We start from the raw sequence: 17,901 nt of genomic DNA, 5'->3' as shown, positions 1-17,901 counted from the left end.
ATGAAACGCGCCACACCTCCAGAGGACGGTGACAGCCGTTTCACCTTGAAATATAGGAAAGGATATGATTTTTTCATCCTTTCTCTATATTTCTCGGAATGAAACGCGCAACGCCGCCAGAGGACGGCGACAGCCGTTTCACCTTGAATAGTTTCAATTTCAAGTTGAGCTTGGTGTTGGAATCGGTGTTGGAGCAGCGCTCGCTCCCGCATCTTCCACACCCTTTGGTGTTTCCTCCACATTCGGGGTTTCGGTTGCTGGGTCAGCCGTTGGCGTTGACTCGACTGATGGCTCCGTCACAATCGATGCTGTCGGACTCGGTGAAGAAGGAGTCACCTCTGGACTTGCAGTCGGTATCGGTGTCGGGGTTGGAGTCGGCGCCGGCTTGCTCCACGGCATTGCAATACTTTTAGCTATCCATCTGCTCCCTTGCCCACTTATCTGGATCTCATACCAGCTTCCTTTTTCCCTCGTCACCTTATAGACACCTGCTTTAACGCGGCTAGCCGTCTCCCGGTTCAGAACGGGAAAACGATAAGTTTCTGCAGGCGAGGTCAGTTCGATGGTGGCAGATGCTTTCTTTGCTTTTTCACTCAGCATCGCTTGTTCGTAAGCTGTCATCCCAATAAGCCACATCGTATCCTTATGCTGCTTCCAGATCCGATCCCAGTAGCTTAGTGGCACATTCGTCTCTCCTACAGCAGGAGCGATTTCTGGTGTAAGCGCTGGCTTTCCGAACTCGGTAATAAACCAATCGGTATAGCCTCCTCCCGAAGGATTAGCTTCCGGAGCTACCGCCCGGTAGCCGGTCATCGCTGCATAAGCTTGAACAAATGCCCGGTCCCTTGGCAAACTTACTGCTTTCGTCTTAAAATTCCAAAATATAATTTCACCCGATGAATGATAGGATATCGCGATTTCTGGTTTTAGCTGCTTTGTGAAATTGTACATAAGCTGGGCTTCTTTCGCTTGCAGCGGTTTTTTGCCTTTATAATTTTTATAGGAAGGCGCATATTCGGCTTGGCGAATCGTTTCCCAATCGGCGGGATACTGCCTGTTTAAATCAATGCCTTTGCCATTGGCCTTCCAGCGTTTGAAATCGCGGCTATTTTTGTTCATTTTGATTAATTCGGCATGATCCTGCTGTGGAAAAGCAGCTAATCCCTTTTGTTGGAGGGTAACGCCATCGGGATTAACCATAGGCACAATTTGAAACGTGATATGGTCGAATAAATCAGCCGTATTAAGCTGCTTCCACACTCCCCGCTTAGCTGCACTTGCAGCCATCGTCTCCGCCATATTCATCATCGTAATGGTCGTGATCCATTCCCTTGCATGATGGGATGCATTCAGCAAGACATTGACGGGGCCGTTGCCAATCTCCATCACCCACAGCTCGCGCCCATATTCACTTTTTCCGATGCTTCGATAACGGATCAGCTCCGGATATGCAGTGGCGAGCTTCTTGATATCACTCGTCATTAATTCATAGCTGTAGAGCTGCTTTGGATTTACAATTGCTTGCTTGGAGCCCCCTCCACTCGCTGCTATTAAAGTAGGCAGTACAACCGCTAAAATAAGCAGCAATAAAAACGTTCTTTTTCTCAAAAACAAATGCATGTAAACGAGCCCCTTGTCTTTATTCGATAGATTTCAACATCATCCATGGAATTTCGACAAAAATACTATATTTACCTGCTAGATTTACAAAATAATATACTTATGGATATACCATTTATCCGTCTTAAGGCGGAGTAATCTTTCATTCTAGCGAGCCTTTTTACACCTTCGAATGTCCTGTAAAATTCCCATTGAATACAACGCTGCTCAAGGTGAAACGGCTGTCGCCGTCCTCTGGCGGCACAGCGCGTTTCAGTCCGAGAAATATAAGCTCAATTTATACGTGAAAACTTATAAATTCTTATATTTTAAAAAAAGTGAAAAAGGAAAGGTGAAAACGATGACAGCCAATCAACCTGCTTCAGCATTTTCGCTGTTAAGCAATCGATTTGTACAAGCGATATTGATGTCCACTTTATTTTTGCAAATCGGCATCTGGGTACGGAATATCGCGGTTTTGCTTTATGTGAAAAAAATGACTAATGATGATGCATTTGCCGTGTCGCTCATCTCCGTAGCGGAATTCGCGCCCATCTTCGTATTTTCGTTTATTGGCGGGACGTTCGCAGACCGCTGGCGACCCAAGAAAACGATGGTATGGTGCGACCTGTTAAGCGCCCTATCCATTCTAGCCGTGCTATTCGCCATGGAAAATGGGACTTGGCATGCCGTCTTTTTTGCCACATTAGTTTCAGCCATCTTGTCTCAATTTTCTCAGCCTGCTGGCATGAAGCTGTTCAAGCTGCATGTGCCTGAGCATTTAGTGCAGACGGGAATGTCGCTGTATCAAACGCTGTTCGCCGTATTTATGATTTTCGGCCCCGTCGTTGGGACATTTATCTACCAAAGCTACGGCATCGAGACGGCCATTGGTGTAATGGGAGCAGCCTTTCTATTATCTGCTGCTTCGCTAGCTTTCCTGCCGCGTGATCGAGACGATGCTGGGGAGCAGCAAAATTCCCGGGTGCTGGAGGACATTAAGGCCGGCTTCCGTTACGTATGGTCAAGTAAAATACTGCGTACACTCGGCGGCGGCTTCATTGCTGCTGGACTTGGCCTCGGCTTAATTCAGCCAATGGGCATCTTTCTCATTACGGAGCGACTTGGGAAACCGGAGGATTATTTGCAGTGGTTTCTATTAGTGAACGGCATAGCCATGATTATCGGCGGCGTCCTTGCGATGAGCTTCTCCAGCAAACTATCGCCGCAGAAGCTTCTGGCGCTTGGCATGACGGTCGACAGCTTAGCAATGATCGCTATGGGACTATCGAAGGATTACTGGTTCACGCTTGGTCTTCAGTTTATAAGCGGATTTGCGCTGCCATGCATCCAAATTGGCATTAATACTTTGATTTTACAAAATACGAAGGAATCCTTTATCGGCCGTGTAAATGGCATTTTAACTCCGATGTTCATGGGCTCAATGGTGGTTACGATGATGCTGTCGGGTTTAATGAAAAATGCCATTTCGCTCACGCCTATGTATATCATTGCAGGATTATTTTTCCTTGCAGGTGTAGCTATTCTCCTTCCATTATTTAAGCTGCAGAGCGGAATTAAGCCCGTGGCAGAGAAGGCTATGGCTGAGTAAATAAGCAGATCGTAAAAAAACGCTTCCCCACCTTAAGTGGAGAAGCGTTTTTTACTGCTACGAAAACTCTCGTTTTTTAGATTGCAGCACCGTTGCCAGGAAGGCGAGTGTCAGCCCTTGGCCCCAGCCTTGAATCCGTTTACAGGATACTCCTTTATAGCCTTCCGCATCATTCATAACAGCCGTACCTGCCGATACACCTTGTACTGCGCCATCTTCGGTAATTTGCTCCAAAATGCCGTCAATCGACCTCTGGATGTATTTATTGTACAGCGACCCGAAAGTGAACAAGCCTACCCCGATGCCTGCCGAACCGGATGTTTCCTCATAGGAGGTAGGGTCGGTCACAATCGTATGCCAGAGTCCCTTCTCTGATTGCAGGCGCACTAGCGTAGCTGCCTGATCGCGCAGCGACCCTTCAATAATCATAAAGGATGGGTGCTGCACCGCAATGAGTGGAAGCGCTTTGGCCATCGTAAGCGCCGCCCAGCCATTGCCGCGTGCCCAGAAAATGCTCGACATATGGTTTTGAGCAATATTATCCCAGCCATGATAATACAAGTTGCTGACAGAATCTTGCAATACACGCTCATGTCCATGATATTGCAGCAGTCCGTCCTCCAAATAATCTTCCCGTCCCAGAAGCTCGCCCATACGAATGAGGAAGTAGCCTGCCATCATCATCGTATCGACCCATGCCTGCTCAGGGAAATTGTAGGTTTCAGAATTAACCGTATGCTGAAAAATGCCTTCGGCAAACCGTACCGCATCGTTTTGCAAATAATCTGCCATTTTAATTGCAATATCTAAATACTTACGGTCATCGGTTGCCTTATACAACGTAATGAGAGCGTGGCCAATAGATACGCCATTAACCGAAAGCTTAGGAAGATCGTCCTCAAGCTTCTCGTCTACCCATTCTTTTAGCAGCGTTAAGTATTTTTCATTCCCCGTTGCCTCATAAGCTTCACATACACCGAAGAATGCGACGCCGCCGGGCCAATCCCAGCCAAAATCCATACGAAACGTACGGTCTACGACTTTATCGATTACTTCACGTAAATGCTGTTCATCAAATTGCAGCTGTGGCATTTCACTCGTCTCCTCATTATGCATGATTGCTATTTTAACCCGCTTGTGCTTATTCCTTCTACAATATAACGCTGGAATAAGAAGAATACACCTAACACCGGAATCAAGCTTACGATCGACATCGCGAACATGGCACCCCAGTTGGATACACTTTCGCTGTCGAGGAACATTTTCAAGCCGAGTGATACGGTATAAGCGCTTGGTTTATTCAGGTAAAGCAACGGACCCATTAAATCTTCCCAACGCCAGTAGAAGGAAAAGATCGAAGCGGTTGCCAGAGCCGGAATAATGAGCGGCAGAATAATCCGTAAAAACAATCCAAACTTCCCAACTCCGTCAATCGTAGCTGCTTCATCCATCTCTCTTGGAATGGTCCGAATAAATTGAACCATCAGGAAGATGAAAAATGGAACACCGAAGTATTGAGGGACAACAATTGGCGAAATCGTACCAATCCAGCCTAGCTTGGAGAACATAATGTATTGCGGAACAAGTACTACGTCATGTGGCAGCATAAGCGTAACCATCATAACAGCGAACCAGATCGCTCTACCCTTAAATTGCAAACGTGCGAAGCCAAAGGCGATAAAAGCGGAAGACAATACCGCTCCAATCGTCGAGAGAATAACAATTTCCAGCGAGTTTGTAATAAAGCTCATGAAAGATTGTCCAGAGGACCCAATCCATCCCGTAACGTAGTTGCTCCAAATCCATGGATCAGGAATGAGTGAGCTCGATGTTGTAAAAATAAGATTACTAGGCTTAAAGGAGCTCATGAGCAGCCAAATAACAGGATACACCATAACGATCGCCAGCAGACCAACAAAAATGTGATAAATCGGCCACTTGAATTTTTTAAGTATCATGTTTAGCGGCCTCCTTCTGTTTCATAGTGAACCCATAGCTTGGATGTTGCGAATACTGCCGCTGTCAAAACACCAACGATGATGAGCATAACCCATGCCATAGCCGATGCATAACCCATATCGAAGAATACGAAGGCTTGACGGAACAGATACAAGGAATACAGCAGCGTGCCATCTAGCGGACCGCCCTCGCCTTTGGAAATAATGTAGGCTGGAACGAAGGTCATGAAAGCACTAATTAATTGCATAATCAGATTGAACAAAATAATCGGAGTCAGCATTGGCAAAGTGATGCGGAAAAACTTTGTAAAGAAGCCTGCACCGTCAACACCGGATGCTTCATACAATTCAGTCGGGATATTTTTCAGCCCCGCTAGGAAAATCAACATGGAAGAACCAAACTGCCATACCGATAGCGTTACGAGCATAAACAATGCGGCATTCGGATCACCGAACCAGCGCACGCTGTCTATTCCTATCGAGTTCAGCATCACATTGATAACCCCTTGATCACCGAACAAGTTCCGCCACATAATCGATACTGCGACGCTTCCTCCAATAATTGAAGGCAAATAATACACCGTTCTATATAACCCGACAGCTTTCGAGGTTGTATTCAAGATCATAGCGACGAATAAAGCGAAAATCAGCCGCAGTGGAACACCCAGAAACACGTAAAGCATCGTCACCTTAAGCGATTGCATATAGCGGTCATCCGAGGTAAACATAGAAGTATAATTTTCAAGCCCTATCCAGCTCGGCGCGGACAGCAAATCATAATCCGTAAAGGAGAAATAAAGGGACGCAGCCGCAGGTATAAGGGTGAAAATAAGAAAGCCAATGACAAACGGAGATATAAAGGTATAGCCAACGAGATTATTACGCAAGGACAATGATTTCATCATACCAGCTCCTGCTCCTAGTGAAGTCTATTAAGTCGGTTTAAGGGAAGGGCGATGGGCCGTCTTATAAGCGCCATCGCCCGCTTTTCCAACTTTTATTTATTTTTCTTCAAAACGTTTTCTGCTTCACTTCTAAATTTCTTAGCAGCATCCTCTGCCGAAATTTGTCCGTAGTTCAGTTGCTCCGTCAAGCTTTTCAGCGATGCAAATACTTCGATAGCACCGATAGGATCAACTGGATCCATTGGGGAGCTGTTTTCTTCCGACCAAGCTACATAATCAAATACTTGAACTTGCTCTGGGGACAATAGCGGTTTAAGCTCTTCTTTAATAACACTGGATACCGGAACGCCACGTTCGCCGAGAATCAGCTTGTTTGCATCTGCATCGTTAACGAAGAAGTTGATAAATTTAGCTGCTTCTTCCTTCGCTTTCGAGTTTTTGGAAATCGAGAAGAACATGCTTGGCTTCAGGTACAAGCCTTCTTTAGCGCCTGGGTTCAGCATTGAAGCAATTTTCATCGGACGGTTCACCGCTTGCTGAAGGGCAACAAACTGGTTGGACCACTGCCACACGCCGACTTGCGTGCCTTTTACCGTCATATCATCCTCAACACCCTTAATTTGAGCGAGTGTATCTGGAGTTGGCGCTGCGCCGGATTTCACGAGATCCGCCAGTTTGCCAAAGAAGTCAACGAACAATTGGTCATCTTCATAGCCTAGTCCATTGCCTGCTTCATTATAAAGCTTCTTGCCAACTGTACGGAGGTAGTAGCCGAAGAATACTTCTGCCCGCATGCCACCGTCGATGTAAATGCCGTTCTCTTTCGCTTTCGCCGCCATGGACAGATAATCATCCCACGACCAATTTTCCGGGATGCTGTCTACGCCAGCTTTAGCAAGTGTTGCCGGATCGTAATGGAAACCTAGAGAGTTGACGCCAAGGTTCATCCCATACACGCCCTCGCCCAATTTACCACCGTTCAAAGCATTTTCAGAAATGTTTGTTACATCAATTTCTTTGCCGAAGTACGGTGTCAGGTCTGCTAGCTGGTCTTTACCTGCATACTGTGCATAATAGCCAGTATCAATTTGCATAATGTCTGGAAGCTCATTAGCTGCCGCTTGCGGAGCGATTTTTTTCCAATAGTCATCGTAGTTTGCATATTCCACTTCAATCGTTACATTTGGATTTTTTGTTTTATAAAGGTCAATAACTTTTTTCGTGTATTCGTGACGTGTTTCAGAGCCCCACCATGACATGCGAAGCGTTATCGGCTTGTCGCCGCCACCGCTGTTCGTACCTGTATTTGTGCCTGTTTCCGAATTCGTTCCTGCGTTGCTGCCACAAGCGGTAGCCAGCATGAGTGCGGACGCCATGAGGGCGAGAACAACTTTTTTAGCTTGCTTCTTCATTTCGTATTCCCCCTTATTTCTTCTTAGTGATTATTTATCTTGCTTACAAATCAAATTATAGCGTTTTGTATGCGTTTTCTTAATAAAGAAAACCGCTTTTTTTGTTAAAAAAACAGAGATCACTATACGGTTATAGTGATCTCTTGTAGTCGGATGGCGTGTAGCCGGTATGTTTTTTAAAAACTTGGCTGAAATATTGCGGGTTGTCACCGAAGCCGAAACGCTCCGCCAGCTCGAATACTTTAACGTCCTCCGTCCGCACAATTTCCTCCATCGCCTTCTCCACACGCAGCTTCATGACGTAGGCTGAAAAACGCTCGCCCGTTTCTTTTTTGAACAGCTTGCCTAAATAATCAGCATTCATATATAAAATTTCATTGGCTACCCAGTTGAGTGACAATGCCGGATCAGCTATGTTCGATGCGATAACCTCTATCATCTTTTTAATAACCGTCGATTGCTTGCTGGAAAATGAATCAAAATTCGCCTCGCAGATATCTTTAGCCGCCTGACTCACGAAAGCTTCAATAGCCTTCAGCGTCTCCAGCTCATCAAGCCGTGCCAGCATTTGCAAATAATCGTTTAAGCGTTCCGGAGTACTTTGCCGAGCAATCGAAACGAAGAGCGGAATGACATATGATTTCGTCAGCACCGTATCCATGCGCTGATCGGCGAGCAATTGAAAAAAACGGCTCAGCTCCTCGCTCGCGGCTTCCCAGTTTCCTGCTTTAAGCTCCATGCCGAGCTGCTCCTCGTCATAGTCAAAGCTCGAAAGCCGCGCCGCTGCTGCGGTTGAAAGATCCTGTGGCGTAATAATCGCCCCCTCCCCTACATGAAAGCGGAAGTTCAGGCATTCAAGCGTCTCGCGGTACATTTTGCGTGCATCGGTAATTTCCCCGGCGCCGCTGACGGCAATCGTCGTTTCAAGCTTATAAAAATCAGTGAAGGTGCACTTCATGCCCGATAGCCGGGAGAACAGCTGCTCCTGCTGCTCCGTTTCCTGAATAAGCAGCAGGACGTGACGACCAATCGTTGTACTAAGCAGAACAATCTCCTCGCCAAGCTTTTCTTCGGCAATGTTCGTCAGCGCAAAAATATGCTCGTATTCAAACATTCCTTCCACCTGCATCAATATGAGCCTGATTGGCAAAGTCTCATGCGTAATATGAAACATCCGGCGGTACGTATCCCAATCGCGCTTGCCATATGTTTTATTCGTAACCAGCTCTTTAAGAAATTGCGCTTTCGCATGGGGAAGTACTCTGGTCAGCTCGCTTTGAATCGTTTGAACGAATTGATGCTGCGTGAGCTGCGACTGGAGTTCTTCGATAACCTCAGTAAGCGCCTCCGTAATCTTCGTCTCATTACAAGGCTTAAGCAAATAATGCTTGACGCCATAAGTCATCGCAGTACGTGCATAGTCAAATTCACTAAACCCAGAAAGCAAAATGAATGCAATTTGGGGATACAGCTCCTTCACCCGTTCTACGAGCTGAAGACCATCCATGCCTGGCATCTTGATATCTGAAATAATAATATCAGGCTGTTGTTCTTCCATGAAAGTCAACGCTTCCAGACCATTTCTGGCTGTGCCGATTAACTCTGCCCCAGAGCTTGTCCACGGAACAATTTGTGAAATTCCTTCCAAAATAATACGTTCATCGTCTACCAACAGCACTTTGAACAAGCTAATCCTTCCTTTCGTAAGGCAGCTTCAGGCTGACCGCCGCCCCTTCATTCGGCTGGCTGCTCACATGAAGGCCATATTCCTCACCATACAACAGCTTAATACGCTCATCAATATTTCGCAGTCCAAGCCCGGTTCCCTTCGTCTGCACTTCGCCGCTTAACAGCTTATCTGCATACGCCTGCTCCATGCCAGGCCCGTTATCCCGTACAACGATATACAGGTACTCTTCCTCTGTATAAGCCTGAATGCTAATGGTACAGCTGTCAATCATTTCTTCCAATCCATAATGAATGGCATTTTCAATCAGCGGCTGCAGCGCCAGCTTTGGCAAGCCACAAGTGAGCAGTTCAGCCGGAACATCAAGCTTGAAATCAAGGCGCTCCTCAAAACGAAACGTTTGAATCGTAATGTAATGATTGACGATTTCCAGCTCCGTCCGCAGTGGAATAATCGACTCTTTCAAGTTAATCGACGTGCGAAGCAAGGAGCCCAGCGCCTCCACCATTTGTGAAATTTGCAGCTGATTGCTCATTTTAGCGCTCCAGTTAATCGAATCCAGCGTATTGTACAAAAAATGCGGATTAATGTTCGCCTGCAGCGCCTTGAACTGCGTATCCTTGATCGCGAGCTGCTTGACATAGTTTTCATGAATGAGCTCATTGATTCGCTCGACCATAATACGGAAGTTTCGCTGCATTTGGCCTACCTCATCCATCGCAAGCGCCCGCTCCGCCGGGGCCTCTACATAATCGAAATACCCCAATTGAATGCGCTTCATATTGGCGTTAAGCCGTTCAATCGGCTTGGTGATGCCATTAGCAACCCGCAGCGCAAATATGCCCGATATAATAAACAGCAAGCCAAAAGCCGCAATAACGAAATTTTTGACCCAAACTAAATTGCGAAAAATATCATCAAATGAGATGATTGTATAATAATACCAATTCATTCGATTGGAAGCGACGTAGGTGACAAAAAAGGAATTGCCTTCCCGCTCCATAATGCGGTATCCACTGGAGCCTGCTGTCAAACTTAAGAGCTCTTCAATGGAAAAAATAGCATTGTCCGGATATATTAATTCCGCACCTCTGGCAATCATCATATTGGCTCCACTGCTGTCAAGTCCGGCTGACAAGTCATGAAACAGCTTAACCGCATCGACGCGCACAACAATGGTGCCTAAATAATCCATATCCAAATTTTTATAGCTGCGAATTTCACGAGCTGCCGACAACGCACTGTCACTTTCGCCAGGCGCCACCCACGTATTGCCCCCTTCATTTCGCTTCGTCTCCAGCTTAAGCCGCTCCAGTCTTGCACTGGATAAATTTATCGTTCGCACGCCGGTTGCATATGCCTTGTCATGCACATCATATAGCTGAACGGAATGAATGTATTTATCCAAACCACCTAAATTAACGACGCGGTCCTGAATATTGACTTGAAGCACGTAATTATCGTATTCTGTTCCACCGCTCTTAATGGTCCGCAAATATTCCTGTACTTTGGTGTCTGTTGCAATCGTATAGGACAACTGCTCGATTTTTCGAAGCTCATTCTCAATGGTTACTGCAGAGAGACTTAACGCTTTGGCAGATTGCTCATAGATTTTCTGATCGTAGATGTCGAAGGCATATTGCTGAAGAACGCCGCCAAGAACCGCAACGGTTAGGAGGACGGCGGAGAGGAGAAGGAACAGCTTATGTTTAATACGCAAATTCGCATAAAGCGCTCTCATATTACGCAAAGGAACTGCCCCCTTATCGACAATAAGCGCCCCGGTTGGAGCGCTCATCACCTATTGCTTCTATTTTTAGGCCTTGCGATACTTTAAATACAATGTAATTTCGTCGCGATTGTGGAACAACTGCTTTGCCCTCTCAATCGTAAAAGCGGAGCTGAGCCGCTCTGACACATCTCGAATCGTTTGCAGCGGCTTGCGGTGCATAAGCTTAATTGTAATAATCGCTGTAGCTTCACGCGCCAATGACTGCTGCAGGTCAAGCACGAGCCTGCTCATTTGCATAGGGCTCCAGCTCATATCGCAGACGAGCAAATCATAGGCTTCTGCGGGCAGCTTCACATCCGACGCATTACGCTTATGATAAGTCAAAGCGTAATGTCCATTCAACGAAGGATGCAGCTCACCAGGATCGACGGCCGTTACTCGAAGGCCACGCTCCAGCAGCAGCGATGTCCAGCCTCCCGGTGCTGCACCTATATCCAGCGCTTGCTGGAATGTTTCATAATTCAGGCCGAACTCCCGCTCCGCTTCAAGCAGCTTGAACTTTGCACGGGAAATTTGTCCTTCCTCCCGTTGAAAACGCACAGCGCCACCCGGCCAATCAGACAACATCTCGCCTGGTGTGCCACAGCCTACATAAAGCTGACTAGCTGCTGCGTATATCGCAATAATCATATCTGGCTTTTGCCTCGCTGATTCGGCACCGATTTCTTCGAGTACCGCATCCAGCACCGCTTTCGTATCCGCTGCAGAATACGGGTAGACGGTTATCTTCGCCTTACGCAAATGAATCGATACCTGCTTGTCCACAAAAGAAAGCTGCGCATTCCGAACAACTCTGGACAGCTCTTCCAAATCATCCGCATTGCCGCTCGTCTCAATGACGCGATCAACCGGCTGCAAATGCCGCAAAAAAATCGGCAGCTGCCGCTGAACCGCTTCCAAGGTTTCTTCCCTTGAAAGCGGGCTTTCAAATAAAAACACTTCACCAGCCGCAAGCTGTGTCACTTTCAGCTGGCCTAATAAACGCCTCAGCTCTTCTACCGCATAGGCAGCATATCCTTGATTAGCCGTACCAATCCACCGGCTCATAACGCCACCTCCCTAACATCACACAAACCTTTACAATGAAGCAATTTCCTCCAGCAGCGAGAACGGCATCGGCCCATTATGCACTTTCGTTTCCTTCGGTGCATTAGCGTACAGCATCTGGTACATTTGTACCCGCCCTGCTGCGCTGGAGGTGTGCAGGAAAACTTGCTTCGGATAACGGCCCGTGCTCACCATATGGCGAACAACCTCCGCACCCGTATCCTGGTTCCAGCCTAAATCATAATCAAGGGATAAAATATCAATGTCTTCCGTGTCAATGATTTGTTTGCACTGCTGAGCTGTCAAAGCCAGTACAAACCCTTTTGGGCAATGCCTGTAATCGTCTAAAAAAAGATGAATCATGAACGATTCCCCCGTTCGCGACTTTAGCTTTCTTCTTGCTCCGGCTGGCAGGAAGGACATACAAATGCCTTGCGCGCAGCAGTGCCAACTACTTCAATTGGGGTACCGCAAGTGCCGCATGCTTCCCCCGCACGCTCATAGACACGGCGCTGTGTGTAATAGCCGCCTGTCAGCTTGTCGTCCATAGTAAGTGGCTGCTCCACGCTGCCTCCCTTACCCGCCGCTTCTTTCAATACTGCATGCATCGCCTCATATAGACGCTTCCATGCCTCTTCCTGAATAAGCGGAATTTTGATATCTGGCCGCACAGCGGCAGTGTATGCAATCTCATCGGCATAAAAGGAACCGATTCCACTAATCACCTGCTGATCAGCCAGCGCGGCCTTCAATGCTCCGCGTTTTTTACGGAACAACTGGGTAAACTTTTCAAGCGTCAGCCTTTTATCCAAAGGATCTGGCCCGAGTTCTGCCAGCACCTGCCCAGTCTCCTTTACTGATAAAAGATGCACGAAGCCCTGCCGCATTCCTACAACATAAAGGCTTCCCGTTTCCAATTGAATGACAACTTGCGCCTCGCTCTGCGGGCGTTCATCGCCTTGCCCATAAAACAGCGACGCTCCAGCATCGAGCTGCGCAAGCAAACGTTTGCCGTTATCAAGATGCAGCAGCAGATGCTTGCCACGACGCTCGACAAACCAGATCGTTCTATTCGTAAGCGCCTCGTCAAACTGCTCAGCAGAAACATTTAGAAGCTTCTCTTGCAGCACTTGCACTCCTGTAATTCGGTCTCCTGCGAGCCGTTCTGTTAATAAAACGCGATAATTTTCAATTTCCGGCAATTCCGGCATTGCTGTTCGCTTCCTTCCTGTCTATACGCTATCCCTATGTCAGCTGTTTGCAGTTTTCGTAATATAAGAGATCAGCTCATCTAAATTTCTACATATTTTATCCGGTTCGCAGCCCGCGCGTTCCGAATAGTGCTTATAATTTTTCTCTGTTGTAAGTCCTGTCAACACGAGCAGCGTCCCACAACCCGAAGCGCGGCCAGCCGCAATATCCGTAGCTAGATTGTCACCGATTACCCAAGTATCCGCAGCCGGTAGACCCAACTGCTTTAAAGAATAATCCATCAAAATAGATGAAGGCTTGCCAATGACAATCGGCTCCTTGCCCCCTGCTGCTTGCAGCAGCGCTCCAATTGAACCAGCCCCCGGCATTAAACCGCCCTCTGAAGGAAGCAGCAAATCCGGGTTCGTTAAAATAAACGGAGCTCCGCCATGAATATAGCGAACCGCAAGTGAAAGCCTCGAATAGCTAAGCTCTCGGTCAATACCTTGAATGACAAAATCAGGCTGTTCTTCCGTTAGCCGCAAGCCCGCTTCTACAATAGCCGCGCGCAGACCTGCCTCTCCAATAACAAAAACAGAAGCCCCCGGCTTTACCGAAGCCACATATTCAGCAGCAGCCTGCGCCGATGTGCACACGTCCTGCGCTTCCGCCGGAATATCCATCCTGTTCAACCGCTCCGCTACATCTCCCGGCGTGGCCGAAGAATTGTTCGTAACGAAGCGGTAAGGAAGATTCAGCTCTTTAAGCTTGCGCAGCAAGGCATCTGCACCATCAATTCTTCTCGTTCCATGATAAAGCGTGCCATCGAGATCGATGAGCAAGCCTCGCATTTCAGGCAAATTATGTCCCATGATTCCCCAGCTTCCTTCCTATCTTGCCCTGCAAGCGCAATGACCGCTTGCGAAGCTCTGCAAGCTCCGCCCGCTGCTTGGCAGTCTGACGCCCCCGAAGCGGATGGCTAAGCGCCATCTGCAGCGCTTCGTCCGCATATAATAAAGCCGATTCATAATCTTTCAGCTTATGTTCGTAATACATAGCGAGTTCGATAAAGGCGCTGTCATCGCTTGCCCCAAACTTGTGAGGCAACATTACAGCCTTCTGCCACAATAACACAGCTCGCCGCCAATTTCCAGCCTTCTTGTCACGTGCAGCGAGCAGCAGCAAAGCATTAAGCGTCATTCCCGGAAGCTGCTCCGCCACCGCGAATAGGCGTTCTGCCTTCTCCGCCTGTCCCATCTTCTCCAGCCACAGCCCTGTTCGCACAATTTCCTCCGGCTCTTCCGGCATCGGAAGCGGGCCGCAGCCCGCTTCGCCATTAAGCAAATGCCCAAAACGGATCGCCAAGCTTGCAAGAGAAAGCATGTCGATTTCATTATGGCGGAATACGCCTGCCAGCGGCTCCGGATTTTGATCGGCTAAATATTGAAAATACAGCTGTGGGGCAAGCGAGCCCGGCACATCATCCACACGTTCGATGCCAAGCCGCTCTTCCTCCACATGGCTAAGCCTGCAGGAAGCAAGCGTATTGCGCCAAACGCTTCGTGCAGGATGAAGAAAATCCAGATGCAGCGGCGCCCAAACTTTGCTGCCAAAGCCATTCAAGATAAATCGGTTCAGCATAACGGGCCAATCGAACGTTCTTCCATTGTACGTTACCAGATACGCATAGGCCGTCAGCTTTTCCTTCAAATAGGCCAGCATCGCCCGTTCCTCTGCCGGATGGCGAATTAGCGCCTGCTCTACTATGAACTGCTGTTCCTGCCAGTAGGCGATGCCGACCATAAACGGCACATTGCCTGTCCCGACTCCGAGGCCGGTCGTCTCCAAATCCAGAATGAGCAAGTGCTCTGCGCCAATCTGCTCCCCGTGAAAAGCAGATAGCCCTTTGCTCGCCTCCTTGAGCTCCGAGAGCCGGTGAATGCCATGCTGATGAGCGGCAGCATATTTTACTTCACGCAGCAAGAAGGTGCCGACTTCATTGGTTTGCAGCTTGACGCCCATAGCAAGCCAGCTCTCGGGAAGCTGCTCGGCGCCTGCTTCTGTTTCCAAAATAGTGCCATCCATATTGGCAGTATGGGAAGCGTCAAGTTCATGCACTTTGCTATTGGCTAGTACATTGGTTTCTTTATTTCCTTCTATCGAGGTTTCTAGGGAGCCTTCTAGAGAGGCTTCTAAATCAAGCTCTCGAGAGGGCTGCTCCCCTGCACCTTCCGGTGCTCCGCCTGTGCTGCTTGCCGCTCCAGCTGCGCTGCTGCGCAGGCGATTCATTCGCTCTCGCAAACTGCTCATGTATTTCCCTCCGCTTCTTCCAGAAGCTTTAGCGCCTGCTCCTTGCCCAGCAGTCCAACCTCTTCAATCGGTCCGACACAAGCAGGGCAGCCACTCAAGCATGTACAGCCGCGAATGAGTGACTTTGCCTGCCGGATCAGTTCATCATGCACCTCAAACAATCTTTCACTCAGTCCGATGCCGCCTGGATACCTGTCATAAAAATAAATCGTCGGCTTCTGAGTATGCACAGCCTTCACCTGCGGCACGACGCGAATATCATAGGGATCGCACATGAGATAAAGCGGTGCAATATGAACCAATACATTCGCAATGCCCAGTAGTGCATATTGCATTTCATTTTTGCTTTTGCGCGCTGCAGCCTCTTCGCTGAACGAGAACCAGTAGCCGCTCGTATGCAGCTCTTCCTCCGGCAAATGAATCGGACCTGAGCCAATATTTTCATGGCTTCGCAGCCGAATTTTTTTGAAAATCGTCGCCTTCGCATTCAGCGCCAGCTCGCCGTACTGCCGCGTCAGCTCGCCCGATTCGCGCTCTTTGTCTACATATAGCACCTTCAGCTCTACTGCGAGATTCGCATCGGTGTAATAATCGACATCGACTTTGCGGACATAAGCTTTCTTCTCTGCATAATCCAGCTTCTCGACCTGATACTGCACGCCCTCGTGAATATAGATCGCTTCTTCGTGAATAAGCGTTGGTGCGCTGAAGCGATCGACTTCGCCCAGTACGCGGCTGCCCTCGGTCATGTCAATGATGACAAAGTTTTCCTGCGCCGCGGAGCGCAGCGAAATGTTATGGGCGGGAAACGATTGCTCCATCCAATACCAGCGGCTGCCCGCACGGTGCAGCACCTTTTCCTCCGTTAAAAACTCCATCATGTCCGCAAGCGATTCCTCCCCAAATTTCTCGCCTTCTTCAAAAGGAAGCTCATATGCCGCACATTTCACATGGTCAATGAGCACAAGTAAATTATCGGGATGAATAAGCGCACGCTCCGGCGGCCGATTGAAAAAAAAGTCAGGATTTTGAATCATATATTGATCCAAAGGATTGCTGCTTGCCACTAAAAAAGTAACCGCGCTGCCCTGGCGGCGTCCCGCACGTCCCGATTGCTGCCAGGTGCTTGCTACTGTGCCCGGATAACCGTTCAGCACGCAAGCTTGCAGTTGCCCAATATCAATACCGAGCTCCAGCGCATTTGTGCTTACGACGCCGCGAATTTCACCGCTGCGCAGACCGCGTTCAATTTCCCGACGCAGCTTGGGCAAATATCCTCCGCGATAGCCGCGGATGGTTTTCGCATCAAGCTTGTCTTTAATGATGTCCTGCAAATAGGTCAGCAGCAGCTCCACACGCACCCGGCTTCGGGCGAATACAATCGTCTGCACGCCTTGGCGGAGCAGCAAGCCTGCCAGCTTCCTCGTCTCCAGCACACTGCTGCGGCGAATGCCGAGCTGCCTGTTCACAACAGGCGGATTGTAAAATATAAAATGCTTCTCCCCCGTCGGCGCACCATTGTTATCTACGAGCCGCACAGGCTCGCCTATTAGCTTTGCTGCATGCTCGGCGGGATTATCGATGGTCGCTGATGCACAAATAAATTGCGGGGTCGACCCATAAAACCGGCAAATTCTTTTGAGCCTGCGGATCACATTGGCAACGTGGCTTCCAAACACGCCTCTGTATGCGTGAAGCTCATCGATCACAATATATTTAATATTTTCAAACAGCTTAACCCATTTCGTATGATGCGGCAAAATCGCCGAGTGCAGCATGTCCGGATTCGTCACGACGATATGTCCAGCATTGCGAATTACTTGTCTCGCTGTTGGAGGGGTATCCCCGTCGTATGTATTCGTCTTGAGATCAACGTCCATCAGATCGGCAAGCGTCTGAAGCTCGGCCACCTGATCCTGCGCCAGCGCCTTCGTCGGAAATAAATACAGCGCTCGTCCTTCATCATCTTCCAATAATGACTGGAGCACCGGCAGGTTATAGCATAAGGTTTTGCCAGAGGCAGTCGGGGTAACCGCTACAATGCTATGGCCTTCTCGTACGAACCGATAAGCCGTCTCCTGATGTGTATATAGTTCATCAATTCCCTTTGTGCGCAGCGCTTCCGCAAGCTTCGGATGCAGATCCGCAGGCAATGCCGCAGTACTAGCCTCGCGCGGCGGAATGGTCCGCCAATGGGTGATATTATCCATTATGTCCTGATCATGCTTCAGCAGCTCCAGCCACTCCTCGAGTCCCGAGGTCTTTCCCGTCCAGCGGTTCATGACTGTTTCTCTCCTTGTATCCTGACTTATAAAGGCCACTCGTTTCTTACATTTTACAAGAATACATGTTCGGCCTGCAATTTTATTTTTTGGGTATCCGTTTATT

Annotated in this window: 14 protein-coding genes; 1 reads left to right on the top strand and 13 read right to left on the bottom strand. The window is 48.4% G+C overall.

All coding sequences use genetic code 11. The features are described from left to right. Positions 1–159: 159 nt before the first annotated feature. A complete protein-coding gene (locus tag AC50YG_RS02915; RefSeq protein ID WP_494824579.1) occupies positions 160–1,620 on the bottom strand; it encodes a M14 family metallopeptidase in 1,461 nt (486 codons plus the stop codon). Positions 1,621–1,960: 340 nt separating this feature from the next. Between AC50YG_RS02915 and AC50YG_RS02910 the strand changes: the two genes are divergently transcribed. Then, a complete protein-coding gene (locus tag AC50YG_RS02910) occupies positions 1,961–3,211 on the top strand; it encodes an MFS transporter (protein WP_494824577.1) in 1,251 nt (416 codons plus the stop codon). Positions 3,212–3,268: 57 nt separating this feature from the next. Here AC50YG_RS02910 and AC50YG_RS02905 read toward each other — a convergent pair whose 3' ends face one another. The 12 genes from AC50YG_RS02905 to AC50YG_RS02850 form a co-directional block, all read right to left on the bottom strand. Next, positions 3,269–4,303 carry a glycoside hydrolase family 88/105 protein gene (locus AC50YG_RS02905; RefSeq protein WP_494824576.1) on the bottom strand — a complete coding sequence of 345 codons (1,035 nt, stop codon included), beginning with the start codon at positions 4,301–4,303 and terminating at the stop codon, positions 3,269–3,271. 29 nt (positions 4,304–4,332) lie between these two features. After that, entirely contained in the window at positions 4,333–5,169 is an 837-nt protein-coding gene (locus AC50YG_RS02900) for a carbohydrate ABC transporter permease (protein WP_473758489.1), read from the bottom strand. Between the two features lie 2 nt (positions 5,170–5,171). Next, the gene (locus AC50YG_RS02895) at positions 5,172–6,074 is read right to left on the bottom strand and encodes a carbohydrate ABC transporter permease (protein ID WP_445933737.1); all 903 of its coding nucleotides are present in this window, start codon (positions 6,072–6,074) and stop codon (positions 5,172–5,174) included. Positions 6,075–6,166: 92 nt separating this feature from the next. Continuing rightward, entirely contained in the window at positions 6,167–7,486 is a 1,320-nt protein-coding gene (locus AC50YG_RS02890; RefSeq protein ID WP_473758488.1) for an ABC transporter substrate-binding protein, read from the bottom strand. 130 nt (positions 7,487–7,616) lie between these two features. Next, positions 7,617–9,164 (bottom strand): response regulator transcription factor, encoded by a 1,548-nt coding sequence (locus AC50YG_RS02885; protein WP_494825279.1) that lies wholly within the window; start codon positions 9,162–9,164, stop codon positions 7,617–7,619. A gap of 10 nt (positions 9,165–9,174) precedes the next feature. Continuing rightward, positions 9,175–10,914, bottom strand: a complete 1,740-nt coding sequence (locus AC50YG_RS02880) for a cache domain-containing sensor histidine kinase (RefSeq protein ID WP_473758592.1) — start codon at positions 10,912–10,914, stop codon at positions 9,175–9,177. A 75-nt stretch (positions 10,915–10,989) separates the two neighbouring features. Next, positions 10,990–12,012: an SAM-dependent methyltransferase gene (locus AC50YG_RS02875; protein WP_473758487.1), complete on the bottom strand. Its 1,023-nt coding sequence runs from the start codon at positions 12,010–12,012 to the stop codon at positions 10,990–10,992. Between the two features lie 30 nt (positions 12,013–12,042). Next, positions 12,043–12,375, bottom strand: a complete 333-nt coding sequence (locus AC50YG_RS02870; protein WP_494824574.1) for a cyclic-phosphate processing receiver domain-containing protein — start codon at positions 12,373–12,375, stop codon at positions 12,043–12,045. A 23-nt stretch (positions 12,376–12,398) separates the two neighbouring features. Continuing rightward, positions 12,399–13,223, bottom strand: a complete 825-nt coding sequence (locus AC50YG_RS02865; RefSeq protein ID WP_494824573.1) for an Fpg/Nei family DNA glycosylase — start codon at positions 13,221–13,223, stop codon at positions 12,399–12,401. Between the two features lie 39 nt (positions 13,224–13,262). Beyond that, positions 13,263–14,075, bottom strand: coding sequence for a TIGR01457 family HAD-type hydrolase (locus AC50YG_RS02860; protein WP_494824572.1), 813 nt, complete (start codon positions 14,073–14,075; stop codon positions 13,263–13,265). Beyond that, a complete protein-coding gene (locus AC50YG_RS02855) occupies positions 14,065–15,513 on the bottom strand; it encodes a ribonuclease H-like domain-containing protein (protein ID WP_494824570.1) in 1,449 nt (482 codons plus the stop codon). The genes AC50YG_RS02860 and AC50YG_RS02855 overlap by 11 nt, the downstream gene beginning before the upstream one ends. Beyond that, positions 15,510–17,795 (bottom strand): DEAD/DEAH box helicase, encoded by a 2,286-nt coding sequence (locus AC50YG_RS02850; protein WP_341277876.1) that lies wholly within the window; start codon positions 17,793–17,795, stop codon positions 15,510–15,512. Before AC50YG_RS02850 ends, AC50YG_RS02855 begins: the two co-directional genes overlap by 4 nt. Positions 17,796–17,901: the final 106 nt, after the last annotated feature.

This window comes from Paenibacillus sp. J31R34 (assembly GCF_059383715.1).
Note: the sequence above shows the minus strand (reverse complement) of the source record. Positions and strands in the feature narration are given on the sequence as shown.

Coding starts and splice junctions, on each gene's coding strand:
- AC50YG_RS02915 (WP_494824579.1), bottom strand. CDS start 1,620: ATGCATTTGTTTTTGAGAAAAAGAACGTTTTTATTGCTGCTTATTTTA.
- AC50YG_RS02910 (WP_494824577.1), top strand. CDS start 1,961: ATGACAGCCAATCAACCTGCTTCAGCATTTTCGCTGTTAAGCAATCGA.
- AC50YG_RS02905 (WP_494824576.1), bottom strand. CDS start 4,303: ATGCCACAGCTGCAATTTGATGAACAGCATTTACGTGAAGTAATCGAT.
- AC50YG_RS02900 (WP_473758489.1), bottom strand. CDS start 5,169: ATGATACTTAAAAAATTCAAGTGGCCGATTTATCACATTTTTGTTGGT.
- AC50YG_RS02895 (WP_445933737.1), bottom strand. CDS start 6,074: ATGATGAAATCATTGTCCTTGCGTAATAATCTCGTTGGCTATACCTTT.
- AC50YG_RS02890 (WP_473758488.1), bottom strand. CDS start 7,486: ATGAAGAAGCAAGCTAAAAAAGTTGTTCTCGCCCTCATGGCGTCCGCA.
- AC50YG_RS02880 (WP_473758592.1), bottom strand. CDS start 10,914: ATGAGAGCGCTTTATGCGAATTTGCGTATTAAACATAAGCTGTTCCTT.
- AC50YG_RS02875 (WP_473758487.1), bottom strand. CDS start 12,012: ATGAGCCGGTGGATTGGTACGGCTAATCAAGGATATGCTGCCTATGCG.
- AC50YG_RS02870 (WP_494824574.1), bottom strand. CDS start 12,375: ATGATTCATCTTTTTTTAGACGATTACAGGCATTGCCCAAAAGGGTTT.
- AC50YG_RS02865 (WP_494824573.1), bottom strand. CDS start 13,223: ATGCCGGAATTGCCGGAAATTGAAAATTATCGCGTTTTATTAACAGAA.
- AC50YG_RS02860 (WP_494824572.1), bottom strand. CDS start 14,075: ATGGGACATAATTTGCCTGAAATGCGAGGCTTGCTCATCGATCTCGAT.
- AC50YG_RS02855 (WP_494824570.1), bottom strand. CDS start 15,513: ATGAGCAGTTTGCGAGAGCGAATGAATCGCCTGCGCAGCAGCGCAGCT.
- AC50YG_RS02850 (WP_341277876.1), bottom strand. CDS start 17,795: ATGAACCGCTGGACGGGAAAGACCTCGGGACTCGAGGAGTGGCTGGAG.